Origin of the sequence: Prevotella sp. oral taxon 376 (assembly GCF_003043945.1) — a bacterium.
Taxonomy (GTDB): Bacteria; Bacteroidota; Bacteroidia; order Bacteroidales; family Bacteroidaceae; genus Prevotella.
Map to the genome: position 1 here is coordinate 382,794 of NZ_PYXG01000002.1, position 25,953 is coordinate 408,746.

The 25,953-nt window shown below is 47.2% G+C and carries 25 protein-coding genes; 17 read left to right on the forward strand and 8 right to left on the reverse strand.

Annotated features, from left to right (window positions below; genetic code table 11):
- The first annotated feature begins 27 nt into the window (after nucleotides 1-27).
- The 7 genes from menA (at nucleotide 28) to C7120_RS11125 (ending at nucleotide 7,555) form a co-directional block, all read left to right on the forward strand.
- Nucleotides 28-969, forward strand: coding sequence for a 1,4-dihydroxy-2-naphthoate octaprenyltransferase (gene menA / locus C7120_RS11095; protein ID WP_107621735.1), 942 nt, complete (start codon nucleotides 28-30; stop codon nucleotides 967-969).
- Nucleotides 970-973: 4 nt separating this feature from the next.
- Nucleotides 974-1,612 (forward strand): HD domain-containing protein, encoded by a 639-nt coding sequence (locus C7120_RS11100; RefSeq protein ID WP_107621736.1) that lies wholly within the window; start codon nucleotides 974-976, stop codon nucleotides 1,610-1,612.
- A 485-nt stretch (nucleotides 1,613-2,097) separates the two neighbouring features.
- Nucleotides 2,098-2,703 (forward strand): riboflavin synthase, encoded by a 606-nt coding sequence (locus C7120_RS11105; RefSeq protein WP_107621737.1) that lies wholly within the window; start codon nucleotides 2,098-2,100, stop codon nucleotides 2,701-2,703.
- 225 nt (nucleotides 2,704-2,928) lie between these two features.
- Nucleotides 2,929-4,272, forward strand: coding sequence for a TolC family protein (locus C7120_RS11110; protein WP_107621738.1), 1,344 nt, complete (start codon nucleotides 2,929-2,931; stop codon nucleotides 4,270-4,272).
- A gap of 49 nt (nucleotides 4,273-4,321) precedes the next feature.
- Complete coding sequence (locus C7120_RS11115; RefSeq protein ID WP_107621739.1) at nucleotides 4,322-5,566, forward strand: efflux RND transporter periplasmic adaptor subunit; 1,245 nt, start codon at nucleotides 4,322-4,324, stop codon at nucleotides 5,564-5,566.
- On the forward strand, nucleotides 5,553-6,317 hold the full coding sequence (locus C7120_RS11120; RefSeq protein ID WP_107621740.1) for an ABC transporter ATP-binding protein: 765 nt from the start codon (nucleotides 5,553-5,555) through the stop codon (nucleotides 6,315-6,317). Before C7120_RS11115 ends, C7120_RS11120 begins: the two co-directional genes overlap by 14 nt.
- The gene (locus C7120_RS11125; protein ID WP_107621741.1) at nucleotides 6,317-7,555 is read left to right on the forward strand and encodes an ABC transporter permease; all 1,239 of its coding nucleotides are present in this window, start codon (nucleotides 6,317-6,319) and stop codon (nucleotides 7,553-7,555) included. Before C7120_RS11120 ends, C7120_RS11125 begins: the two co-directional genes overlap by 1 nt.
- Before the next feature lie 157 nt (nucleotides 7,556-7,712).
- Here C7120_RS11125 and C7120_RS11130 read toward each other — a convergent pair whose 3' ends face one another.
- Complete coding sequence (locus tag C7120_RS11130) at nucleotides 7,713-8,354, reverse strand: HAD family hydrolase (RefSeq protein ID WP_107621742.1); 642 nt, start codon at nucleotides 8,352-8,354, stop codon at nucleotides 7,713-7,715.
- A gap of 107 nt (nucleotides 8,355-8,461) precedes the next feature.
- Here C7120_RS11130 and mltG point away from each other — a divergent pair, with 107 nt between their 5' ends.
- The 4 genes from mltG to C7120_RS11155 all read left to right on the forward strand — a co-directional run bounded on the left by mltG (nucleotide 8,462) and on the right by C7120_RS11155 (nucleotide 14,049).
- A complete protein-coding gene (mltG, locus tag C7120_RS11135; protein ID WP_107621743.1) occupies nucleotides 8,462-9,508 on the forward strand; it encodes an endolytic transglycosylase MltG in 1,047 nt (348 codons plus the stop codon).
- Nucleotides 9,509-10,273: 765 nt separating this feature from the next.
- Nucleotides 10,274-11,992, forward strand: coding sequence for a glutamine--tRNA ligase/YqeY domain fusion protein (locus tag C7120_RS11145; protein WP_107621745.1), 1,719 nt, complete (start codon nucleotides 10,274-10,276; stop codon nucleotides 11,990-11,992).
- Nucleotides 11,993-13,411 (forward strand): tetratricopeptide repeat protein, encoded by a 1,419-nt coding sequence (locus C7120_RS11150; RefSeq protein ID WP_107621746.1) that lies wholly within the window; start codon nucleotides 11,993-11,995, stop codon nucleotides 13,409-13,411.
- A complete protein-coding gene (locus C7120_RS11155; RefSeq protein ID WP_107621747.1) occupies nucleotides 13,408-14,049 on the forward strand; it encodes a DedA family protein in 642 nt (213 codons plus the stop codon). Before C7120_RS11150 ends, C7120_RS11155 begins: the two co-directional genes overlap by 4 nt.
- Here C7120_RS11155 and C7120_RS11160 read toward each other — a convergent pair whose 3' ends face one another.
- The 4 genes from C7120_RS11160 to aspS form a co-directional block, all read right to left on the reverse strand.
- Complete coding sequence (locus C7120_RS11160; protein ID WP_107621748.1) at nucleotides 14,050-15,120, reverse strand: mannose-1-phosphate guanylyltransferase; 1,071 nt, start codon at nucleotides 15,118-15,120, stop codon at nucleotides 14,050-14,052.
- A gap of 67 nt (nucleotides 15,121-15,187) precedes the next feature.
- Nucleotides 15,188-15,523 (reverse strand): hypothetical protein, encoded by a 336-nt coding sequence (locus C7120_RS11165; protein ID WP_107621749.1) that lies wholly within the window; start codon nucleotides 15,521-15,523, stop codon nucleotides 15,188-15,190.
- 70 nt (nucleotides 15,524-15,593) lie between these two features.
- Nucleotides 15,594-15,926, reverse strand: coding sequence for a winged helix-turn-helix domain-containing protein (locus tag C7120_RS11170; protein WP_107621750.1), 333 nt, complete (start codon nucleotides 15,924-15,926; stop codon nucleotides 15,594-15,596).
- Nucleotides 15,927-16,072: 146 nt separating this feature from the next.
- A complete protein-coding gene (gene aspS / locus C7120_RS11175) occupies nucleotides 16,073-17,839 on the reverse strand; it encodes an aspartate--tRNA ligase (protein ID WP_107621751.1) in 1,767 nt (588 codons plus the stop codon).
- 686 nt (nucleotides 17,840-18,525) lie between these two features.
- Here aspS and C7120_RS11180 point away from each other — a divergent pair.
- Together C7120_RS11180 and C7120_RS11185 are read left to right on the forward strand one after the other, a co-directional pair.
- Nucleotides 18,526-18,879: a hypothetical protein gene (locus C7120_RS11180; protein WP_107621752.1), complete on the forward strand. Its 354-nt coding sequence runs from the start codon at nucleotides 18,526-18,528 to the stop codon at nucleotides 18,877-18,879.
- A 132-nt stretch (nucleotides 18,880-19,011) separates the two neighbouring features.
- The gene (locus tag C7120_RS11185) at nucleotides 19,012-19,401 is read left to right on the forward strand and encodes a DUF1573 domain-containing protein (protein WP_107621753.1); all 390 of its coding nucleotides are present in this window, start codon (nucleotides 19,012-19,014) and stop codon (nucleotides 19,399-19,401) included.
- 147 nt (nucleotides 19,402-19,548) lie between these two features.
- Here C7120_RS11185 and C7120_RS11190 read toward each other — a convergent pair whose 3' ends face one another.
- On the reverse strand, nucleotides 19,549-20,187 hold the full coding sequence (locus C7120_RS11190) for an HAD family phosphatase (RefSeq protein WP_107621754.1): 639 nt from the start codon (nucleotides 20,185-20,187) through the stop codon (nucleotides 19,549-19,551).
- Between the two features lie 163 nt (nucleotides 20,188-20,350).
- Between C7120_RS11190 and rsmG the strand changes: the two genes are divergently transcribed.
- Genes rsmG through C7120_RS11210 form a run of 4 tightly spaced genes read left to right on the forward strand, consistent with a single transcriptional unit; the run spans nucleotide 20,351 to nucleotide 22,685 of the window.
- Nucleotides 20,351-20,974, forward strand: coding sequence for a 16S rRNA (guanine(527)-N(7))-methyltransferase RsmG (rsmG, locus tag C7120_RS11195; protein WP_107621755.1), 624 nt, complete (start codon nucleotides 20,351-20,353; stop codon nucleotides 20,972-20,974).
- The gene (locus C7120_RS11200; RefSeq protein ID WP_107621756.1) at nucleotides 20,968-21,612 is read left to right on the forward strand and encodes an MBL fold metallo-hydrolase; all 645 of its coding nucleotides are present in this window, start codon (nucleotides 20,968-20,970) and stop codon (nucleotides 21,610-21,612) included. Before rsmG ends, C7120_RS11200 begins: the two co-directional genes overlap by 7 nt.
- Entirely contained in the window at nucleotides 21,609-22,172 is a 564-nt protein-coding gene (gene ruvC, locus C7120_RS11205) for a crossover junction endodeoxyribonuclease RuvC (protein WP_107621757.1), read from the forward strand. Before C7120_RS11200 ends, ruvC begins: the two co-directional genes overlap by 4 nt.
- An 18-nt stretch (nucleotides 22,173-22,190) precedes the next feature.
- On the forward strand, nucleotides 22,191-22,685 hold the full coding sequence (locus C7120_RS11210) for a hypothetical protein (RefSeq protein ID WP_233247096.1): 495 nt from the start codon (nucleotides 22,191-22,193) through the stop codon (nucleotides 22,683-22,685).
- 68 nt (nucleotides 22,686-22,753) lie between these two features.
- Here the strand turns inward: C7120_RS11210 and C7120_RS11215 are convergent, their stop codons facing one another.
- Nucleotides 22,754-23,896: a DUF6057 family protein gene (locus C7120_RS11215; protein WP_107621758.1), complete on the reverse strand. Its 1,143-nt coding sequence runs from the start codon at nucleotides 23,894-23,896 to the stop codon at nucleotides 22,754-22,756.
- Between the two features lie 5 nt (nucleotides 23,897-23,901).
- Nucleotides 23,902-25,953 carry an alpha amylase C-terminal domain-containing protein gene (locus tag C7120_RS11220; protein ID WP_107621759.1) on the reverse strand — a complete coding sequence of 684 codons (2,052 nt, stop codon included), beginning with the start codon at nucleotides 25,951-25,953 and terminating at the stop codon, nucleotides 23,902-23,904.

A 25,953-nucleotide genomic window follows, 5' to 3' on the forward strand; every position in this document is an offset into this window, starting at 1 on the left:
GGATGGTTTAAACATATAATCCGATGCATGAACGAGAACGATATACAGACTAACTCGCCGAAATCGTGGCTGTTGGCGGCGCGCCCGAAGACCTTGACGGGAGCGGCCGTTCCTGTAATGATCGGCTCGGCACTTGCCTTGAAGGATGCCGGTATTGCCGCTTTCCAGCTGATTCCCGCCATTCTCAGCTTCCTGTTCGCATTCATAATGCAGATAGATGCCAACTTCGTGAACGACTATTTTGACTATAAGCACGGCAACGATGACCGGGCAACCCGCCTTGGCCCCAAGCGCGCATGCGCCGAAGGCTGGATTACGCCCCATGCCATGAGGAAAGGAATCGCGGCAACCTCTCTTCTCGCTTGCGTCACCGGCCTGCCCCTCGTCGTCTACGGGGGACCGCAGATGCTGCTTGTCGGCATTGCCTGCGTGTTGTTCTGCTTCCTGTACACCACCATCTTGTCTTATTGGGGTCTGGGTGATGTACTCGTTCTCTTGTTTTTTGGAATCATTCCAGTCTGCTGCACCTATTATGTCATCCTGCCGGAAAACTTGCAAAACATTACCATTGAAGTCTTTCTGGCTTCCGTTGCTTGTGGATTTGTCATCGACACCTTATTGTTGGTAAACAACTATCGCGACCGCAACAACGATAAACGCGACCATAAGATAACCCTCGTCGTAAGAATCGGATACAGGAATGCCGAACGGCTCTACCTCTGGGTGGGCTTCATCGGCGTGCTCATCATGGCCGGCATCTATCTCCACGAATTCAACCTGCAAGGGCGTTCGTCAACATTCGCTGCCATGGCGCTGCTCCTGCCCTACCTCTTCCGGCATCAGAGCACGCAAAGGCAGATGTGTAGAATCCGCGAAGGCCGCGAACTTAACCAGATTCTGGGGCAGACAGCACGCAACATGCTTGTTTACGGCGTTGGAACGGCCCTTGGCATCCTACTACTCTCATAACGAAATGCAACAACAAATAGACTTGGAATTGATGGGATTTGTAGAGAGGCAAATCCTTCCCCGATATTCAGAATTTGGCAAGAGCCATGGGCTTGTCCATGTTCAGCGCGTAATCAAAAACAGCCTCGAACTGGCCCGCCTCACGGGAGCCGACATCAATATGTGCTATGCGATAGCGGCCTATCACGACCTCGGGATGAGCGGTCCGCGAGCCATCCACCACATCATGGGGGGAAAAATTCTCGCCGCGGACGCACGCCTGAGGAAATGGTTCTCGCCCGAACAGATAAAGATCATGAAGGAAGCCGTCGAAGATCACCGTGCGTCAGCCAGCCACTCCCCCCGTTCCCTGTATGGGAAAATCGTTGCCGAAGCCGACCGCGACCTCGATCCCGAGATGGTATTCCGGCGTGCGGTGCAATATGGTTTGGAAAAAGAGCCTGCCTTGGACCGGACGGGCCAATGGAACCGGTTCCGAAACCATATGCAGGAAAAGTATTCCAGAGCGGGATACATCCGCCTCTGGGTGCACAACTCGCCGAACCGGGAGCGGCTCTCGATCATCCAATCCACCATCGAAGATAGAGAAAAGCTTCACCAATGGTTCGACAAGCTTTACGACGAAGAGACCAGAAAAACATAAGAACACCTCCTCCCTACCTCCCTCTCATATCCGACAAGCCTCGCATCTCAAGGCAAAATGCCGTTAACACAATGACAAAATCGGCGAGATTGTCCGACGAAATCGCCGAGATTGTCGTTCAATCTCGCCGATTTTGTCATCCAGAAGGCGGCTTCCTCTATTGAGGCCCACCACAAAACGACGGGCGGCTTAATATTTTTTAGAGCTATTCATTTGACAGTATTAATTTAAATTACTATCTTTGCAACCAGAAAAGGAGAACAATCTCGGGGGTTGCACTGATTCGATCGGGATAGTCATCAAAATTAAAATAAGAACCGAGACAGCTTCTTTTGCCAATGGCGGGCCATATAAAGTTCCTCGGAACCTAAGCCGCAAGGCCGGTGGATTACAAAGGCGGAGAGTTCTCAAATCATATATACTCGGACTTATCATCACATCATCGTGCAGCCCCTTTTTATTTTACCCAACCTTTACCAAGTCATATGTTTAGCGGTATCGTAGAAGAAATGGCCATCCTCACGGCAATCAATAAAACGCAGGGCAACATCGATCTCACCCTGAGATGTTCGTTTGTGGGCGAACTGAAAATTGACCAGAGCATCTCCCATAACGGCGTATGCCTCACCGTAGTAAGAATCACGGACGACACCTATACCGTTACAGCCATGAAAGAAACCCTCGACCGCTCTAATCTGGGGCTCCTCCAAATTGGAGATGCCGTCAATGTGGAACGCTCCATGCGCATGAACGGGCGGCTGGACGGGCACATCGTCCAAGGTCATGTTGACGAGACAGCCCGTTGCGTCGGCATGCGGGATGCCGACGGAAGTACCTACTTTAAGTTTGAATACAAGCTCGATCCCGACATGACGCGGCGCGGATACTTCACGGTAGACAAGGGGTCGGTAACCGTAAACGGCGTTTCCCTCACGGTCTGCAATCCCACCAACAACACTTTCGAGGTGGCCATCATTCCTTACACCCGTGCAAACACCAACTTCCGTGATATCCAAATGGGCACGGTGGTCAACCTTGAGTTTGACATCCTCGGAAAATACATAGCCCGCCTGCAAGAACTCAAATCCTGATCAGAAAGAGGATTCCGATTGAAAAGATTGGGACAACTGCAGATTTAGCCGGCTTTGAGACTGAGAAACGATTCTGGCTACTTGATCCGCCATGATTCCGCCATTCTCTTATAGCAGGATTAACTTTTTTCATAAGTATTGTTAAAATCCGAACTTGTGGATAAACCAGAGAAAGTTTTTCCGCGTCTAACAACATAAAATATTCTCGGAAATTAGTATTATAATATGAAACATTTTTGGAAACTATCACTGATAGGGCTGGCGTTCCTGCTATTTCCATTGCAGATGGAAGCCCGCCGGTGGACACTGAAAGACTGTATCGACTATGCGTTGCGGAATAACATCTCGCTTCAGAAGACCCGCGTTCAGAAGATGACTGCCGAAGAGGATGTCAAGCAGAGCCAAGCCGCTCTGCTGCCCTCGTTGAATTTTAGCACCAATCACAATGTGAGCTACAATCCATGGCCGGAATCCAGCCGCACGATAGTTGCCAACGACCAGGTACAGACGAGCGTGGACAAGGTATATTATAATGGCACCTATGGGCTGAATGCCAACTGGACCGTCTGGAACGGCAACCAGAATCACAATCAGGTCAAGCTGAACAAGCTCGCCGCGCGGCAGGCAGAACTGGAGTCAGCCGTCTCGGCCAACAATATCCAGGAGCAGATAGCCCAGCTGTATGTGCAGATACTCTACTCCAACGAAGCCATCAAAGTGAGTAAAAACGCTCTTGAGACAAGCAAGACGAATGAGGAGCGTGGCAAGGCTTTCGTTGAAGTAGGCAAGATGAGCAAGGCCGACTTGGCCCAACTAACCGCCCAGAGAGCGCAAGACGAGTATAACATCGTACAGGCAGAAGGTAACCTGAGAAACTATAAGCGACAGTTGAAACAACTCCTGCAAATTACTGACGACGAGGAGTTTGATGTCGTGATTCCGGAAACGACTGACGCAATGGCATTGCAGGATATCCCGAACATGCAGATCGTTTATACTTCCGCATTGAGCAGCCGCCCGGAGATCAAGAACGCGCAGCTCGGAATCGAGTCAAGCAATGTGCAGGTGAAGCTCGCAAAAGGCTATCGCTATCCCACTGTCAGCCTCAATGCCGGAGTGGGCACCAGCCATAATTCCATGGCAGACTATGAATGGGGAAAGCAGATGAAGAATAATCTCAACATTGCAGGAGGGGTCTCGCTAAGTATTCCTATCTTTGACCACCGACAGACCAAGACGGCCATAAGCAAGGCTATGCTCCAGCGGCAGAGCTACATGCTTGACCTGCGCGACCGGCAGACAACCCTCTACTCTACCATTGAGAACTATTGGCTGCAAGCCGTTACCAACCAGAATATGTTCAAGGCAGCTAAAACAAGTACCGAAAGTGCCCAGACAAGCTATGATCTCTTGAGCGAGCAGTTCCGGTTGGGGCTGAAGAACACCGTGGAGCTGATGACCGGTCGCGACAATCTGCTTCAGGCGCAGCAAAACGAGCTGCAAAGCAAATATCTCACCATCCTCAACATCGACATGCTCAACTTCTACCAAAACGGGGAGTTGAGATAAGAAACGGGTAAGCTAACCGATTCGGACAGGTAAGAAAAACAAAGAACAGATGAGCATCAATCCCCTAAAAATCAGCAAAGCCTGGTATATCGCCATAGCGCTTGTAATGCTTGCACTCCTTGTTTGGTTATTTTCACAAGGCAAGGAGAAAGAGAAAGTGAGCTTCGTAACGGAAAAAGTATCCGCGGTCAACATTCAGAACAGCATTACGGCCACAGGAACCATCGAGCCCGTAACCTCCGTTACAGTGGGCACTCAGGTCTCCGGTATCGTAAGCAAGCTCTATGTTGACTATAACAGCGTGGTCAAAAAAGGGCAGGTAATTGCCGAACTGGACAAGTCGAACCTTACCAGTCAGCTCAATTCGGTCAAGGCTCAGCTTCAACAGGCCAAGGCTCAGCAGCAGAGCGCGCAAAGCGATTATAACTATCAGAGCGCCAATTATAAACGCTATCAGACACTTTATCAGAAAGGACTTGTCTCCGCAAACGACTTCGAAACCGCCCGCCTAAGCTATCAGACCAGCTTACAGAGCGTTAAATCAGCGAAACAACAGGTAGCAAGCACGGAGGAAGAGGTGAAGCGCGCGCAGACCAACCTGGGTTATGCGACCATTACCTCTCCTATAGACGGCATCGTTCTCTCAAAGTCTGTGGAAGAAGGACAGACCGTCGCAGCCAGCTTCAGCACCCCGGAACTCTTCAAGATTGCGCAAGACTTGACCAATATGCAGGTGGTCGCAGATGTAGACGAGGCGGACATCGGTGATGTAAAGACCGGTGAAAGGGTTTCGTTTACCGTCGACGCCTACCCTAATGACACTTTCGAGGGAACGGTAAAGCAAGTCCGTCAGGAAGCTACGACTACCAATAATGTCGTAACCTATGAAGTTGTCATTAGTGCCCCTAACGCGGACTTGAAGCTGAAACCCGGTCTTACAGCCAATGTTACCATCTATACACAGGAACACAACGGCGTGTTGAGCATCCCGACAAAGGCCCTGCGGTATACTCCGCAAAAGGAAACGGTAGGCGACAAGAAGATTCTGGACACCAACGGCAAGAACAAGGTGTGGACGATAGAGGGAAACAACATTGTTGCCCATAGTGTCAATATCGGCATCAGCGACGGCACTCACACCCAGATTCTGAGCGGCATCCAAGAAGGAAAGGAAGTCATTACCGGTGTGAGTGCCACGACAGACGAGGAATCGACAGTCTCCTCACAAGAGAGCAGCCCGTTTGCGCCCGGCCCTCGCCGCAACAACAAGAACAACAGGAATGGAAGCAAATAACCGCGGCAGGAAGGTTGTCATAGAACTGCAGGATGTAAAGCGCGACTTTCTCGTGGGCGACGAGACCGTACATGCGCTCAGAGGTGTAAGTTTTAAGATCTTCGAGGGTGAGTTTGTTACCATCATGGGCAAGTCAGGATCCGGCAAATCGACGCTGTTAAATCAGCTCGGCTGTCTCGACACTCCGACCACCGGCGAATATTATCTGGACGGAGTGAGCGTACGGACGATGTCGAAATCACAGAGAGCTATCCTCCGGAACCGCAAGATAGGCTTTATCTTCCAGAGCTACAACCTACTCCCAAAGACAACGAGCGTGGAGAATGTGGAACTTCCCCTGATGTACAACAGCAGTGTAAGCGCAGACGAGCGTACGAAGAGAGCCATTGAGGCCCTTCAGGCGGTCGGACTTGGCGAGCGACTTTATCACAAATCAAACCAGATGTCGGGTGGACAGATGCAGCGCGTCGCCATTGCCCGCGCCCTGGTGAACAATCCCACCGTGATTTTGGCCGACGAGGCAACTGGCAACCTGGACACCCGCACTTCTTTTGAGATTCTCGTTCTATTCCAGAAATTGCATGCAGAAGGCAGGACCATTATCTTCGTAACTCACAATCCCGACATAGCCAACTATTCAAGCAGGAACATTCTCCTGCGTGACGGCCGCGTTATCAGCGATGAGTATAATCACAATATCAGGTCGGCAGCCGAAGGATTGGCCGCCCTGCCGGAAAACTCGGATGAATAATGAACTATGCAAACCTCTTTAAAATAGCGTTGAGAGCCATCTCGGCCAACAAAACCCGATCATTCCTCACGGCTCTCGGCATCATCATCGGCGTGGCTTCCGTCATCACCATGCTCGCCATCGGTCAAGGTTCCAAGAAGAGTATTCAAGCGAACATAGCGGAGATGGGCTCTAACATGATCATGATCTCGCCCGGGGCCGACATGCGCGGAGGCGTGAGGCAAGACCCGTCGGCCATGCAGACGCTGAAGATTACTGACTACGAGGCTATCAAGAACGAGTGCAATTATATCAAGGCAATAAGCCCAACCGTCAACAGCTCCGGCCAATGGATCTACGGAAACAATAATACGCAGTCTACAATCTATGGAGTTAACCGCGACTACCTTGAGATACGGCAGCTCTCTGTGGCAGATGGAGAGATGTTTTCCGATACGGACATCAAGGCCAGCGCCAAGGTGTGCGTGCTCGGGCAGACGGTCGTAGACTACCTGTTCCCCGACGGCAAGGATCCCGTAGGCAAGGTTATCCGCTTCGGAACGATTCCATTCCGCGTGGTGGGCGTACTCAAGAAGAAAGGCTATAACTCCATGGGAATGGATCAGGACAATCTTGTTCTGGCGCCATACACCACGGTCATGAAGCGCATCCTTGCCCAGACCTATCTCGGCGGCATCAACTGCTCGGCCATCACGGAAGGGGTTACAAGCAAGGCTACGGAGGAAATCACCTCTATTCTGCGCAGGAACCATAAGCTGAAGGAAGCCACGGAAGAAGCGGAAGGCGACGATGACGACTTCAATATCCGCTCACAGGAAGAGCTTTCCAGCATGATGAACTCCACCACCGACATGCTGACCATTCTCTTGGGCTGCGTGGCGGGCATCTCTTTGATTGTCGGCGGCATCGGCATCATGAACATCATGTATGTGTCTGTTACCGAGCGCACCCGCGAGATAGGCCTGCGCATGAGCGTCGGTGCCCGTGGCATCGACATCCTGAACCAGTTCCTGATAGAGGCAATCCTGCTAAGTGTAACCGGAGGAATCATCGGAGTGCTCCTCGGAGTCGGTGCCTCGTATGCCGTCAACGCGTTTGCCCACTGGCCAATATCCATCCAGCCTTGGAGTATCATCATGAGTTTTGCGGTCTGCACCTTCACGGGAGTCTTCTTCGGATGGTATCCAGCCAAGAAAGCCGCACGGCTCGACCCCATCGAAGCTATCAGATACGAATAAGGCTTAATACTGAGGGCTGGCACAATGACTTCTTCTGGTGTAATTACAAGCAGCTTGTAACATGATTACAAGCCGCTGGTAACAGCATTACAAACGCTTAGTAACAGCATTGCCAACCGCTGGTAATTTCACGAAAGAGATTTTGGCTGTCTCCGCCTTATAGCCGTAACAGTTCTTCCGGGCTGCTGATAAACCTCTCGGCACCATGTGCCAACAGGAATTCCCGCGTCCTGAAGCCCCACAAGACGCTGATACAAGGCATGCCGCTATTCTTAGCCGTCATGATGTCTACTTCACTATCGCCTATATACACGGCATGATCAGTGCTTGTCCCCAGCTGCCGCAGGGCTTCCCTGACCGTATCCGGAGCGGGCTTCTTGCGGATATTCTCTCTCTCGCCGATAGCCACCGAAACATAATCTCCAAAGAAATGACGGCAAAGACTCTGTGTGGCCGCATAGAACTTGTTACTCACGATAGCAAGATTCTTATCCTGCGACTTGAGCTTTTTCAACATTTGCAAAACACCGGGGTAAGGCATTGTCGTGTCGAGGTTATGCACCAGATAATGCTCCCGGAATGTCGCAAAGGTCTCCTCGAACTTCGGATTCTCCAATCCCGCGGGGATGGCTCTCTCCATCAGCTTCTTAACCCCGTTGCCCACGAACTGGCGGACTTCATCCAGGGTTCTTTCCGGCATCCCGTGCAAACGCAAGGCATAATTCGTACTGATATACAAATCGTTCAGGGAATCAAGCAATGTCCCGTCTAAGTCAAATATATAGGTATCGTATCTCATATCGCCATCTCTTAAATACTGCACAAATTTAGAAAAAATATTCCGTAACACTGAACATAAACCGAAATTTTACAGTATCTTTGTAATCGTTTTTGATATACATCATCATGAAAAAGAATCAGAAGAAAAAATACCTCATACCGGCAGGGACCTGCCTGCTGATAATCGTCGGGATCGTTTACTATTATTTCTTTTCTGCTATCAGCACGAAACCCTATACGCAATATATATATGTGGACGCAGATGACAATATCGACTCCATATACACCCATCTCGATTCTATCGTATCCGAACATGGCATGAGAGCCTTCCGCATACTTTCCCGCCACTGTCAATACGAAGACCACATCCGCACAGGACGATACGAGATAACAACCTCCATCGGGGCATTCCAGCTTTTCCGTCACATGAAGAACGGCATGCAGAAGCCCGTAAGACTGACCATACCCTCGGTGCGCACGATGGATAAACTGGCCGCGGAATTGTCAAAGAGGCTGATGCTGGATAGCGCCACCCTCCATAATGCTTTCAACAACGACACTCTCCTTCGACGAATGGGGTATACGGAGGAAACCATCCCGGCACTGTTCATCCCCAATACTTACGATGTTTACTGGAATATCTCATTGGATAGGTTTCTGGAGAAAATGCAGGAAGAGAACCAAAAATTCTGGAACGGCAGTCGCACGGCCAAGGCAAAACAACTCAAGCTCTCGCATGTGGAGGTAATCACGCTGGCAAGCATCGTCGATGAGGAAACCGCAAACGAAGCGGAAAAGCCAAAAGTGGCAGGAATGTACTACAACCGGCTGAACTTCCGTGATAAGGAATATCCTCTGGGAATGCCCCTGCAAGCCGATCCCACGATCAAGTTTGCCCTGAAAGACTTCGACCTCAGGCGCATCTATCACAACATGCTGAGCGTAAACAGCCCCTACAATACATATAAAAACATAGGACTTCCACCCGGACCGATCCGGATTCCGAGCGTCGCCGGTATTGACGCCGTATTGAATCTTGAGCAGCATAATTATCTCTACATGTGCGCGAAAGAAGATTTCAGCGGAACACACAATTTTGCGCATACCTATCAAGAGCACTTGCAGAATGCCTCGAAATACTTGAAAGCTTTAAACAGCAGGGGGATAAAATAGGCTTATCCAAGCCTCCGGCCATGGCATGATCCGACAAGGCGCCAAGCCCCTGCATATAAAAAGCCCTCCTCTTCACAGAGGGGGCTTTCCGTTTCAATGGGATATTAGCTTCTTAAGGTAAAAAGATTGTATTCAGGATAACATGAACAAATATATACACTTTTTGATAATAACGCAAATAAAAATAGATGTTTTTCAACCTTTTCGTCGGAAAAAGTCTCCAAAGGGCCCGTTTTCCTGCGCAAAGTTGCGCATTTTTCTCCCAACAGCCCATTCTTTTCCACCTTTCGAATAAAGTCCAACAGATTTATTTTTTCTTCACGAAACCTGCTGAAATACATGCAAGCCAGACAGCTTTCATTATTCTGTTTGAGACAGGGAGATCATGACGCCCGATGGTTCAAATAGTAAGTGGCGGCAGCTTAAAAGATATCAGACAAAAAAATCCTTTACTCAACAAAATCAGATCTACCTGCTTCCGTACGATTCTCAACAGAAACTCGGAGAACAACAATAATATTTTTGCCATCAATGAATTTCTTGTTCCGGGCGCTACGGATAAAATCCGCAGAAATGGAAAATGGCCATAGGGCAATCAAAATGAAACCGAATAGGATCCGCTTTTTCCCAAACAATTCTACTATGAGGATTAAATATGGGTCAATTACCTTACAAGCAATCCTGCATGTATGAAACTTTCAAGTTTCTGCCATTATTAAAATGATTTTATGTATCTTTGCAGCGTAATTAAAACTGGTGTTGAATATGACAACTAAAGAAGAAAACTCAAGCGAAGAGAAGAAAACCCTCAGCTTTGTAGAGCAACTCGTAGAAGAAGACTTGGCTGAAGGGAAGAATGGAGGCCGCATACAGACGCGCTTCCCGCCAGAGCCAAACGGTTATCTTCATATCGGCCATGCCAAAGCCATCTGTATGGATTTCGGGGTTGCGGAGAAATATAACGGCATCTGCAATCTTCGTTTCGATGACACCAATCCCAGTAAGGAAAACACTGAATATGTAGAGAATATACTGGAGGATATCAAATGGTTAGGCTTCAAGTGGGGCAATATTTATTTTGCTTCTGACTATTTCCAGAAGCTCTGGAACTTTGCAATCTGGATGATAGAACAAGGGCATGCCTATATTGATGAGCAGACCTCAGAACAAATTGCAGAACAGAAAGGAACGCCAACAACTCCAGGTGTCGCATCACCTTACCGTAACCGGCCTATTGAGGAGAATTTGGAACTCTTCAAAAAGATGAATACTCCCGAGGCCGCAGAAGGCAGTATGGTACTGAGGGCCAAACTCGACATGACCCATCCGAACATGCATTTCCGTGATCCGATCATGTATCGCATCATCCAAACATCGCACCACCGCACGGGAAACAAATGGCACGCATACCCTATGTATGACTTCGCGCATGGACAGAGCGACTATTTCGAAGGGGTTACCCATTCTATCTGTACCCTTGAATTTGTTCCCCACCGCCCTCTTTATGATAAGTTTATCGACTATCTCAAAGAAATGGACGGCACAGCAGACCTGTTACACGACAACCGTCCACGGCAGATAGAGTTTAATCGCCTGAATCTTACCTATACGGTTATGTCCAAACGCAAACTCCATACACTCGTGGATGAGCACTTGGTAACTGGATGGGACGATCCCCGCATGCCTACATTATGTGGCATGCGCCGTCGGGGATACTCACCGGAATCCATTCGCGCCTTTATTGACAGCATCGGCTATACCAAGTTTGACGCGCTGAACGATGTCGCGTTACTTGAGGCCGCCGTAAGAGATGATTTGAATAAGAAATCTTGTCGGGTCTCCGCAGTGCTCGATCCTGTAAGGTTGGTCATTACAAACTATCCCGAAGACCAGTCTGAAGAAATGGAAGCCGTCAATAATCCAGAAAACGAAGCAGATGGCACACATACCATTACATTCTCTAAGAATCTCTGGATTGAGCGTGAAGACTTCATGATTGATGCCCCTAAAAAGTTCTTTCGCCTAACCCCGGGAAAAGAAGTACGCCTGAAGAATGCATACATTATTATGTGTACGGGATGCACACAAGATGCAAACGGCAACATTACAGAGATACAGGCGACATACGACCCGCAAAGCAAAAGTGGCCTTGAAGGTGCAAACCGCAAGGTAAAGGGCACCTTACATTGGGTTTCGGCCGAGCATTGCGTAAAGGCTGAAGTCCGCGAATATGACCGATTGTTTTATGTAGAAAACCCGTCCGCCGACGAGAGAGACTTCCATGAGCTCCTGAATCCCGACTCCCTGCACATATACACCAACTGCTATGTCGAGAAATATGCTGCAGATAAAATTTCCGGTGAATATCTCCAGTTCCAGCGTATAGGATACTTTATGGCCGACCCGGACTCAACGGCAGAGCATCCTGTATACAACAAGACTGTCGGTTTGAAAGATACTTGGGCCAAGCAGAATAAACAATAAATGGCATATAACGACAATTACTTTGACAGCAAACCTTTCAAGGATATCTTGAAGAGATATGAATCATCAGTCCTTACTGGTGATTCAATCTATTTAGAACCAGACGAATTCACGCATATTGCAGAATATTATCAAGAGAATGGCAATACGGAGAAAGCGAAAGAAGCGATAGACCAGGCCCTGAGGCTATTCCCCGGAGCACTCGCCCCACTCCTTCTGCGCTCGCGTATAGCGTTGATTACCGAACAGGATATCGAGAAAGCCAAGGAATATGCTGCCTGCATTGATGACAAGAGCGACCTTGACTATTATTATCTGTACGCGGAAATCATGCTTGCCGATAACCAGATAGAAAAGGCCGACGAATACCTTGAGTCCAAATATGCAGACATAGACGAGGAAGACAAGGAAGATTATGTCTTAGATGTGGCTAATCTCTATGCTGACTATGGCTATGCCAATGAGATGGAAAAATGGTTAGAAAGGTCGGAAGACCGGAATTCCACCGACTATCTTGAGCTCAAAGCCCGCATGGTATTATCAGAAGAAGACTTTGAAGAAGCTGAAAGAATTTATCAAGAACTTACAGAAAAAGAACCCTTCTCATCATATTATTGGAACCAACTGGCCACCACACAATTCATGCGCGGCAACATTAGCGACTCCATACAAAGCAGCGAATTCGCCATTGCCATTAATCCTAATGATACCGATGCTATTGTAAACAAAGCAAACGGGCTTTTTAGCATCCACAATTTAGAAGGCGCTTTAGAATACTATCAGCGCTATGCCAGATTGCATCCGCAAGATCCCATGGGCGAAATGTTCGTTGGAACGATTCTTTTAAATCTCGGCAGGTCTGAGGAAACAATACCCCACTTCCGAAAAGCCATAGAACTGGCCGAGGGAGACGATGCCCGGCAAGCTGACATGTACAAGCAATTAGCGTTTACATATTCCAATCTCAATGAAATGGACAAAGCTTTGGCCACGATAGACAAAGCATTGGAAAAAGACGAGCTCGACGCCAACGAAGCCATGGTCATCAAAGGATACATGGAACTACAACGGCAGAATGTGAAACAGGCCGTAAAATTCTTTACCGCCGCAATCACCAATTCTAAAGAAAATCCGGAAATTGTTTTCCGCATTGCGGTTTCCGTTTTTGAAAATGGTTACCAAGTGCTGTGCTACAGGTTACTCTCACATCTGTTCGCGATGGTGCCTGATGACTGGGAAGATGGCTATGCCTATATGGCCTATTGCTGCAAGTCTTTAGGAAAACAAGACGAATATGAGCTATATCTTAAGATTGCCTGTGATAGAAACCCATATGAAGTAAGTATCGCTTTTGAAGACATCTTACCGGAAGACTTAGATGAAAAAAAGTATTACAATTATTTAATAGAAAAGAAATGAACTGGCTATCAACCCTCTTGGGAAATCTGAATTATGGAACCATCTTCTTTCTGATGTTATTGGAAAGTACGGTTATTCCCGTCCCTTCAGAGTTCGTAGTGTCGCCGGCAGCCTATCATGCCGCCGGTGGGAACCTCAATATTTTCCTTGTCATCTTATTTGCAACAATCGGTGCAGATTGTGGTGCGACAATCAACTATCTTGCAGGATATTATCTCGGGCGGCCCATCATCTATAAGTTCGCAAACAGCCGTTGGGGGCATGCTTGCCTGCTGAACCAGGAAAAGGTAGAGAAGAGCGAGAAATACTTCTATGATCATGGCATCGCAGCAACCCTTACAGGCCGACTTATACCAGGAATCCGCCACCTGATTTCCATCCCCGCGGGCTTGGCAAAGATGAAATATTGGCAGTTTCTGCTCTATACGACCCTGGGGGCAGGCGCATGGAACTGCATTCTTGCTGCTCTTGGCTGGTATCTCCACTCTATTGTTCCAGAAGACCAGTTGACAAATAAGATTATGGAATACAGCGATTACATCAAGGTAATCATAATGGCGCTAATAGGTATCGCATTCGTCTATTTCCTCGTAAAATGGTATATCAAGCGCAAAAAGGGCATCCGTGGAGAAGAATGACTATTTATCTTCTCCACTGAATTGTTTGATTCGTTGCTCCTCAGATAAGTTGCATATCAATAAAGTGCCGTCTTTCTCAGCAACGATATAATTGTCAAGCCCCTGTATAACTACATGGCTCTCCTGAGTAGTGTGCACTATGCAGTTATGGCTATCATACATTTCTATATTCTCTCCTATGAGGCTATTGCCATAAAGGTCTTTCTTGGTCTGCATCAGGAGACTTCCCCAAGTGCCGAGGTCGCTCCAACCGAATTCCGCCGGACATACAAAGATTTCCTCTGCCCGCTCCATAATGGCATAATCCACCGAGATACTGGCACACTCCGGATACCTGCGATTGATTTCTTCCTGTTCTTCAGGCGTCCCGTAAATGGGACGCAGGCTTTCAAACACCTTTGCTATGGAGGGGGCATAGACACGAAAAGCATTCACGATGGTACTTGCACTCCAGATGAAAATTCCCGCATTCCAGAAATAATCTTTATTCTTGATATACTGAATGGCGGTCGGTAAGTCGGGCTTTTCACGGAAACTGTCTACCCGGAAGATTTCTTTCTGGCGGGGAGAGCTCAAGGATAGGTCGGCTTTAATGTATCCATATCCCGTCTCCGGACGGTTCGGCTTCATGCCCAAGGTTACAATGGCATCGGTCTCCCGCGTGAAATTCAAGCACAACTGAATGATCCGCCTGAATTCATTTTCATCCGTAACGATGTGGTCGCTGGGAGAAACCACGATATTCGCCTTATTGTCCTGCGATTTGATTCGCCAACTGACATAGGCAATACAGGGAGCCGTATTGCGACGGCATGGCTCAAGGAGAATCTGGCTTTGGGGCACTTCCGGCAATTGTTCCTTGACAATATCTGCATATCTGGCATTTGTTACCACCCACACATTTCGTGGATTACAGACATCTTGAAAGCGTTGATAGGTAAGTTGAAGCAACGACTTCCCCACTCCTAGCACATCGATAAACTGCTTCGGCTTGTCCGTGGTACTCATGGGCCAGAACCTGCTACCCACTCCACCTGCCATAATGACCAGATGACTGTTAGTATTCTCCATAACATTCAGTATTATTGGCACAAATATAGGCAAAAAAAACCAGACCCAAAAATATTCGCCGGAATATTTACCCAAACAGGGAAAGGACGCTACCGTTATCAGCGCCGGCCGACTCTTCCCCTCGCTGTTCATCCATCGCAAAGTTCAGTATCAACTGTCGTGCCTTTCCAGACTTCATGTTCAGGCGATAGCGTCCCCTGATCTTTGCTTTTTCTATTATCGAACCAGGGTTTTTCGAATGTCTCGTAAGAAACTTCGCCACATCCTTATGAACTGCTTCAAAGTCCTCTGGCTCAAAGAGTGAATTACAGGCATTGAATACATGACGGGCAATCTTCATGATCGAGATTCCCTCATCGTCAACTTCCCGCAATACGCGAATAATCTCCTTGTCGTAATTCACTTCCTTTTATTTATAAAAAAAGCCGTACTCTTATTGAATTAGAGCACGGCCTTTCTGAAATATCATCGATTTAAGCGAGAACCACCTTTGTGCCCTCATCCTTAATCTTGCCTTCTTTGAAGAGCCAGCCCATGCCGAGGAGCACTTCCTCTGTACTAATCTTAGCTGCCTTCGCAATCTCTGCTACCGTAAGACCCTTTTTTGCCGTTGCAAGTGCCTGATATACATCACCGGCCTTAAAACCTACATTCAAAGCGTTGAATTCTACGGTTGCCTTTGCTACAGCTGTCTTCTTGGGAGCCTCAACCTTTTTTGCAGGAGTTACCTTTACGGCTGCTTCTTTCTTTACAGGAGCTGCTTTCTTTGCTGTTGCAGCCACCTTTGTTGCTTTCTTTTCTGCCATAATAATTTTAAATTTTAATTTAACCGTCTCTCAAAAATAACTAACGGCTTTTACCCTTAAACGCCACAAAGTTAGCTATTTATCTTCGAAACTTCCAAAAATATGACAGGAAAATGCTGTTTTTATTTATTTTTTGTCAATCATTTTTACCCCTCTTGATTCAAATCAACTTTTATCCGAAGTTCGTCAAGTTGTTTCGAATCCAATTCCGAAGGGGCATCGAGCATCACATCACGGCCTGAATTATTCTTGGGGAACGCGATACAGTCGCGGATCGAATCAAGTCCCGCCATGATGGAAACGAAGCGATCGAGACCGAAGGCCAGACCGGCATGGGGAGGAGCACCATACTTGAAGGCGTTCATCAGGAATCCGAACTGGGCTTCGGCACGCTCCTGGGTGAAACCGAGAATCTTGAACATCTTTCCCTGAAGCCTCGTATCGTGTATACGAATTGAGCCTCCACCCACCTCGATGCCGTTGCAGACAAAGTCGTATGCCTTGGCTCTTACCTGCTCCGGATGCTCTTCCAGCAATGGGATATCGTCAGGATTCGGCATCGTAAACGGATGGTGCGTCGCCATTAGGCGTTGCTCCTCATCGCTCCATTCAAAGAGCGGGAAGTCAACAATCCAAAGACACCTGAAGACATTTTTGTCGCGAAGACCCAGACGGTCGCCCATCTCCAGACGGAGCGTACAAAGCTGTACGCGAGTCTTATTGACATTGTCGCCGCTCAGGATGAGTACGAGGTCGCCGTTCTTGGCTCCCATTGCCTGCTTGATTTCCTGAAGCACCCCAGGGGCATAGAATTTATCGACAGAACTCTTAACGGTTCCGTCAGCATTATACTTGATATAGACAAGTCCCTTGGCCCCCACCTGCGGCCGCTTTACGAAGTCCGTAAGCTGGTCAAGCTGCTTGCGGGTGTAGTCGGCACATCCGGGCACGCAGATACCGCCGATATACTTGGCCTCATTAAATACGGAGAAATCTCCCTTCCCACTGAAAGCCTCCTTCAGTTCCACGAACTCCATGCCGAAGCGAAGGTCGGGTTTATCAGACCCAAAGCGGCGCATCGCCTCATGCCAAGTCATCTGCTCAAGCCTCTCCGGCAGCTCCACGCCTCGGATTTCCTTAAACAGCATCCGGGCCATATCCTCAAAGATAGCAATGACATCGTCCTGATCCACATAGCTCATCTCGCAGTCTATCTGGGTAAACTCCGGCTGGCGGTCAGCGCGCAAATCCTCGTCGCGGAAACACTTGGCAATCTGGAAATAGCGGTCGAAGCCCGCTACCATGAGCAATTGCTTCAGGGTTTGCGGACTTTGAGGCAAAGCATAAAACTGTCCGGGATTCATGCGAGAGGGCACCACGAAGTCGCGGGCGCCCTCCGGGGTGCTGCCTATCAGGATCGGCGTCTCCACCTCTATGAAGTCCTTGTCGTCCAAGAAGTTGCGGATAAGAATCGTCATGCGGTGGCGCAGCTCCAGATTCTTGCGCACAGAGGGGCGGCGAAGGTCTAAATAACGATATTTCATACGGAGATCGTCGCCGCCGTCGGTGTTATCCTCTATCGTGAAAGGGGGCGTAAGGCTGGGACTCAGAATGTCCAGCTCTCTTGCCAGTATCTCTATATCTCCCGTATCCATCTTCGGGTTCTTGCTCTGCCGCTCACCGACAACACCCCTCACCTGAATGCAATATTCGCGCCCAAGCTTGTTTGCCGCGTCGCAGAGGACTTGATTGTCAGCCTCATTGAAAACCAACTGGGTGAGACCATAACGATCGCGGAGGTCGACAAAGGTCATGCCGCCCATCTTCCTCACACGCTGCACCCATCCCGCAAGCGTAACTTGCTTACCAGCATCAGAGAGACGAAGCTCTCCACAGGTATTCGATCTATACATATAATATGGTATTTATTTCCGACATGCAAAATTACAATATTTTGCCGAGAGTGCAAAATAAATCTTTCATTAAATCTTGGAAAAGCCGTTCCGGAAACAGCAACCTGGATCGTGCGCCGCGAAAACAGAAAAACAGGAGAAGTGCTCATGTGTTATTTTTTTATTACAAACATCTCTAAAATAAAGCCTTCAAATCAAACGGGCACACAAGTTGCCGCGAAAACAGGCCTAAATTTCAGCTTTTTATAGCCTTCTGAATATCAGAGCATTACAGAAAATCACGGGGCCTAAAGCCCCCAAAAACAGGAGCAAGAAAAGCAGGAAGCCACCTTTTGTCTCGCAGAAAGCGGCAAACTACATGGCTTCTAACGGCTTCCGACCTTGCGAAAGGCAACCTCCTTGAGCCTAAAAAGCCACCTTTTGGTCGCGTTTGATGAAAAAAGCATGCCATAAATCAAGGATTTCAAGCCCTCCAGCCGTATTTCCGAACCTAAAACGCAGATTTCTCACGACGCTTTTTTCGTTATATTTTCTTTACAAAACTGACGCATCTTGAGTTTCGGACGAGCATTCTTCTCTCACTTTCCGGCGGCTTCGTCCTGACTGAAAGAGACTCTGAAGGATAAAACAAAGCTGTTTTTTAGTTTTCAAAAGATAATAATTAATGGATATTGCTAATTTTCAAGATGGACAACTCTATCGCCAGCTGCATCAACAGCAGCGAGGAAGACATGAAGGCCGTGTACTTATACAATGTGGGCACGGGAAACTATCTGAACATCGGCTCCAACTGGGACACGAGCGTGTCGGCCTATAATGTGGGCATGCTCACCATCCTGGCTGCCCAAGGCGGAAATACTTACCGGATACAAGGGAGCCTCACAACCTCCGACGCCACAACCTTAGATTCCCCTATCCGCCAAATACTCCCTCCGAAACCAACAAGCCCGACAGGGTCCGAGTCTACTGCGACCATAGGCCCGATAACGCTAATATTACTTGGACTATTAGCGAACCCCCCAGCGACAGCAAGACGCTGATACAGACGGTTACAACGCTGAAGATATGCCATCCAGCCCCCCAAAAGCATTAATATACGCTAAAATATCGGGCGAAAAGCAGGAGATATTGAAACTTTTAGTATCTTTGCAACGATTTAAAGACGAAAGAATATGAAAAAGATTTTAATGATAGCTATGTGGCTCGTGGCTTGCCTCTCGATGCAGGCACAAGGCAATCAGGCTGAAATCAAGTTTGACAAGATCACGCATAACTTCGGGACTTTCAGCGAAAAGGACCCCATACAAACCGCAACATTCACCTTTACCAATGTGGGTAGTGCTCCACTGATCATCAATCAGGCGATTGCAAGCTGTGGATGCACCGTACCTACTTTTACCAAGCAACCGATCAAACCTGGTGAGAAGGGTGAGATCAAGGTGAAATATAATGGTACGGGCAAGTTCCCCGGCCATTTCAAGAAGTCTATCACCATCCGTTGCAACGGCAAGACTGAAATGACCCGCCTTTATGTGGAAGGCAATATGGAAGAAGCAAAATAGCATGATGCCTGGCTGGACTCCGTTCCGGCGCGAAGGGCAAAACATGGAAAGACCTCCCTTGAGTTCTCTTCTCACGGGAGGTCTTTATTTTTCCATCAACCAATCCATGCCTGACCAAGATTGCCCCGGGCCAATCAGCAAACACCGTCAGAGACCGAAAAGCTGACCAATCTCCGCTTTCCAGTTGGTGTAGTCTTTTATCACAAAGTCAGAATAACGACGAATGGACTCCTCTGAATTGGTCGTTGCCAGACCTATCGTTAGCATATCGGCCGCCCTGACGGCCTTCAAGCCGTTGAAGCTATCCTCAAACCCGACACAGTCCTCCGGATAAAGGCCAAAGGATTCAACCCCCTTAAGATAGCAATCAGGGTCCGGCTTGCTCTTGCTGAAATCCTCCGCGGTCAACACCTTGTCGACCAGAGGCCTGAATTCCGGATGCGCCTGGTAAACTTTCTGCATCTTCGACAGGTCGCTACTCGTAACGATAGCGATTCTCAATCCCATTTTTCTGAGCTCCGAGACAAATTCCGGGAATCCCGGGACATACTCAAAACTCATATGGCTTTCAAACTCAGCAATGTGCTCGACCAATTTCGGCTGGTCGGCTTTAAAGTCTTGGAAATAAAGATCAAAAATCTCTACGAGCGTCCTGCCCTTTATCTTATACGCAAAATCCGGCTCGTCGGGGAAATAATGCTTGCCTTCCTCATTCCAGAATTTCGTATACTGTGGCTCCGTATCAAATACCACCCCGTCTAAATCGAAAAGAGCTGCTTTTATCATTTTTACCTTAAATAATACTATATAGGTACAAAGTTACGAATTTTTATCGTAACTTTGCATGAAATATATTACTTTTGAATGGGACAAGCATGTTTTGGCACAAAGGGGCCAACGATGTTAAAAGAACGGAGAAATCCCGTGAATACGGAATAGCAATTAAGAGATTATGCAAATAATAGTAAAATATTTCCCACATCTCACTGATGTCCAGAGGCAACAAATTGAGGAATTGGGCGCCTTATACCGTGATTGGAACAGCAAGATAAATGTGATCTCCCGAAAAGACATCGACAATCTTTACGAGCATCATGTGCTTCATTCGCTGGCAATTGCCGAAGCCATTCGCTTCAAGGACGGTACCCGAATTCTTGATATTGGGACAGGAGGAGGCTTTCCCGGTATTCCGCTTGCCATCATGTTTCCTGAATGCCAGTTCAAATTAATAGACGGAACAGGCAAGAAAATCCGTGTTGCCACAGAAGTTGCCAATGCCATCGGACTCAAAAATGTAGTGGCAGAACATCTGAGAGGGGAAGACGAGAAAGGAAAGTTCGACTTTGTAGTCAGTCGCGCGGTAATGCCCCTACCCGACCTCATAAAGATTGTGCGTAAAAATATCGACAAAGAGAACAAGAATGCCTTGCCTAACGGCATCATCACATTGAAGGGAGGCAATCTGGAAAGCGAATTGAGATCTTTCAAAAAGATTGCAGATGTAATGCCCCTATCTGAATGGTTTGGCGAGGAATGGTTCAAAGAAAAGAATGTTATCTATATTCCATGCTGAAAATAGAACGATTTACATGCAACATGTTGCAGGAAAACTGCTATGTGGTCAATGATGAAAGCAAAGAATGCGTAATCATCGACTGCGGGGCTTTCTCGTATGAAGAGCGAAAGGACATCGTGGATTACATTCATGAAAACAAACTCACTCCCAAACACCTCATTGCTACTCACGGACACATAGACCATAACTTTGGCAACAACACCATTTATCAGGAATTTGAATTAGAGCCCAAAGTCCACAAGGACGATCAATATCTGATGGAAGAACTTCCCGAACAGGCCCAGGCAATTGCAGGGATTGTCATAGAATATGACATGCCGCCCGTGGGGAAATATCTGGACGCAACGGACAGAATATCATTTGGAAGTCATACTTTCACCATCATTGAAACACCGGGACACTCTCGTGGGAGCATATTTTTCTATTGTAAGGAAGAAAATGTGGCCTTTTCCGGAGACACTCTCTTCAGGGGCTCTATCGGAAGAACTGACTTTGCCGGTGGCTCGATGTTCCAGATGATGCAGAGTCTGAGGATAATCGGACAGCTTCCCGACGAGACAAAAGTCTATCCCGGACACGGAAATCCGACGACAATAGGACTGGAACTTGCTACTAATCCGTATATGGACAGATGATAAAAACAGAGAAGATCATACTTGGAATCGACCCTGGAACCAATATTATGGGATATGGAGTCATCAACGCAATTGGTAACAAGGCGGAAATGGTGGCTATGGGCGTCATCGATATGCGGAGGATGAGCGACCCTTATCTCCGGTTGGGCAAGGTTTTCGATCGCATTACAGGCATTATCGATGAGTTTCTGCCGGATGAGATGGCCATTGAGGCTCCATTCTTCGGCAAGAATGTACAGTCCATGCTGAAATTAGGAAGAGCTCAGGGGGTGGCCATCGCGGCTGCCATACATCATGATATTCCCATCCATGAGTATGCTCCCCTAAAAATTAAAATGGCCATCACAGGAAACGGAAGCGCAAGTAAAGAGCAGGTTGCGGGCATGCTGAAGCGACTCTTGAAACTCGAGGAAAAGGAAATGCCGAAGTTCATGGATGCTACTGACGCTTTGGGAGCTGCCTATTGCCATTTCCTGCAAAGTAACGCACCGCTTCCAGAACACCACTATGGCAGTTGGAAAGACTTTGCCAAAAAGAATTCTGGTCGAATTAAACAATAAATAATCAATTAAGAAAATATGAATTATAAGAACATGAAGAAAATTGCTTTATCATTGATGCTGATGTTCGCATTTACGCTCACGGCGTCGTCGCAAGAGATTTACAAAGAGGTAAGACGCATCATGCAACAAGAGGAAGCCATCAAGAATGATGTTTCCAAAAGCCTTGATGCCCGAAAAGTTGCCACTTTCAAATGGGACGCCATCTATTATATCATCATGAAAGCGGCTGAGAGCCCAAACTTTACTACTTATCAGCTGGGCCAGCAGGCAGATGCCATGATAGACTTTGTAAACCGTTATATCAATCGTCTCTCCACCGAGAAAAAAAAATCACAACGGGAAATTATCATGGCCAGGTATAAAAGTGCTACTACCCATAACATCCTCTTTCATGATGTGGACAAGGACATTATCTACGGATATGTAGACAACGACAAGTTCCTGACTCAGTTTTCACTCGATACCGACTGGGTAAATGCATTAAAAGAGGTGAAAGACAAGAATTATTAAGAAGATCCTCTTATTAAAATCCTGTCACGAGCTCTCCTTTGCTTTTAGCAAAGGGGGGCTCTTTGTTCTTATCTCTTAAAATAATAATACCAATAGGTATCGCCAAAAGTCCTTTTAAGCACAGCCTGCCTCGCTGTTGGCCGCTTTTCTGAACGCGAAAGTCTCACAAAGTCCTTATAGTCTGCTTCAACCACATTGTTATGATACTCTACATAAGGATTGGAGTGCATATGGTTATATAATACCAAAGCCTCACAATAGTGTATGGGAAGGTCTTTCGACACATCATAATACTGTGTAATAGCATAGGCAAAGGCATCCAGCCTGCGATCTAAAAGATAGCCAATAAGAAGATAGTCTGCGGCCATCCGAGTTCCTAAACGATGCTTGTTGACAAACTCAAGATACCCCATAGGATCCTTCCTCGGCAGAAGTACCACCCCAAGACTTTTGTAGAACTTTTCCTCTGGATAGAGCAACAGTTTGGTAGTAACTCCATCCGGAAGCAACACCCTTGATGTTCCCATCAGTGAATATTCGAAGAACCGGTCTCCTAACAATCCCTGCCGACCTAATGCATAGGCACGAATCATTGTAAGGGAAGAGTCTGTTGCCTGAGATTTCTGCCCCACTGATGAGGCCTCTTTGAAATCATTATGTAACATGGCATTCTCCGCATGCATACGGTAATGGAACACATCGTTGTGATTACTAACCAATCCAACAAGAAAAAACATAAGAGCCATGAGGAGGACATTTATCCACATCATGCGTAAGGGCCTATCTGATGAATTGGCACCTGGCTCATAGGGCAGGAATCTCCTTGATAGCCATACCCATACAACATATAAAAGAATAAGAAGTGGAAATATCCACAACCAGACACCCAACGAAAGACCTCGATCTATATCCGTGTTAATATCCGTGATCGTAGCAAGGATGAGCAATGAAGGAAAATAAGTCAAGGCATGGGTACGGTGATCAAGCTTCGTGAAGGAACAGACACCTAACTGTAAGAGATACAGCACTATGGTAATGAGCACGGCGCCTATCGTACGGTTATAATGTGTCTGCCCCTTAGAAAGCACATGCTGCGCAACGGTAAGGATGTCTGCCTGATAACAATAAAGAAAGCAGAATGTGAAAATCAAAAACAGAATAGCACACACCATCTTCATGAGCATGGCGCCATTCTTCATTATTTTTACCATTTAACCTAATTCTTTTTTAAAACCACGGCAGACCGTGCGGGAATATAGAGCTTCAACCATTCCTTTCGGTCTTTCACATAAAGGGGATCATAATTGGTAAAATGCGTTATACTATCATCCGACAAGCCATTTCCCCCAAAGTCTTTGGCATCAGTATTCAAGACCACATCATAAGACCCTGTAGGCACCAAAAAACCGTAATCGGTAAATGAGCGGTTCGGTGAAAAATTAAATACAAAAATCAGATTACCTCGCATAAATGCAAGCACCTGATCTCCGTCATTGTGCCATATCTCCACAACGGGTGTTTTGTTAAAATCTTTTTCGCTCTTTAAAACCTTCAACATCGCACGGTCAAAATCACCAAGATATTGATAATCCAAAGATTTATCGTCTACGAGATGCCATTGCCGACGGGCATATTTGTAACTCCAGCCATTACCCTCACGGGGGAAGTCTATCCATTCCGGATGCCCGAATTCATTCCCCATAAAGTTCAAATAACCACCATTAATGGCAGAAGCCGTTACGAGTCGAATCATTTTGTGCAACGCAATACCGCGGTTAGCGACATCATTCTCATCTCCCTTCTTAAAATGCCAATACATGTCAGCATCTATCAGACGGAATATGATAGTCTTATCACCCACAAGGGCCTGATCGTGAGACTCACAATAAGAAATGGTCTTCTCATCTGTACGACGATTCTTTACTTCCCAGAAGATGCTACTCGGTTTCCAGTCTTCATCTTTTAATTCCTTAATGGTCTTAATCCAGAAGTCGGGGATATTCATGGCCATCCGATAGTTAAATCCGTAACCACCGTCTTCAAACTTAGCCGCAAGCCCCGGCATGCCACTCACTTCTTCCGCAATGGTAATGGCATTGGGGTTTACCTCGTGGATGAGTTTGTTCGCAAGCGTCAGATAACAAATGGCATTATCATCCTCATGCCCATTGAAATAATCTCCATAGTTCGTGAAAGCCTCCCCAAGGCCATGGCTATAATAGAGCATAGAAGTAACTCCGTCGAATCGGAAGCCATCGAAATGATACTCCTCAAGCCAGTATTTGCAATTACTCAGGAGAAAATGTATAACCTCATTCTTTCCATAGTCAAAGCAAAGAGAGTCCCAGGCCGGATGTTCGTGGCGCTCCCCTGGACAAAAATACTGATTCGGATCGCCTGCAAGATTTCCCAAGCCTTCCACCTCGTTCTTCACGGCATGGGAATGTACAATATCCATAATGACAGCAATCCCATTCTGATGGGCCGTGTCAATAAGTTCCTTCAGTTCTTCGGGAGTACCGAAACGGGATGAAGGTGCGAAAAACGAGCTTACATGATAACCAAAACTTCCATAATAAGGGTGCTCTTGAATGGCCATAATCTGAATGCAATTATAGCCAGCCCTGATAACTCTGGGTAATATATTGTCCTTGAATTCACGATAGGTTCCCACTTTCTCTGCATCTTGAGCCATGCCAATATGGCATTCATAGATAAGCAGCGGATTCACCTTTGGCTTGAACTTGTCTTTCTTCCACATATAGGGATGCAACGGATTCCAGACCTGTGCGGAGAATATCTTAGTCTGTTCGTCTTGGACGACACGCTGTGCCCATGCAGGAATGCGCTCTCCGTTTCCACCATTCCAATACACATGCATTTTGTAAAGGTCGCCATGCTTCATTGCCTTGGACGGCAGTTTAAGTTCCCAGTTAGCCGTATCTTGGATGCGCTTGCAACGATATGCTTCTTCTTCCTTCCAATCATTGAAGTCTCCCACAAGATAAATCTCTGTGGCATTGGGCGCCCATTCCCGAAAGACCCACCCCTTAGGCAAGCGGTGCAGACCATAATAAGCATAGCCATTGGCAAACTCAGAGAGAGACCGCTTGTCATTCTGGGCAAGTTCGTTCATCTTCCACATAGCATGCTCATGCCGTCCACGGATGGCGTCTTCGAAAGGCTCGAGATAGGGATCATTCTTCACCAGTCCTATATGTTTCGCAGACTTCTTAACCTGCTTGGTAACTTTATGTGTAGCAGCCAT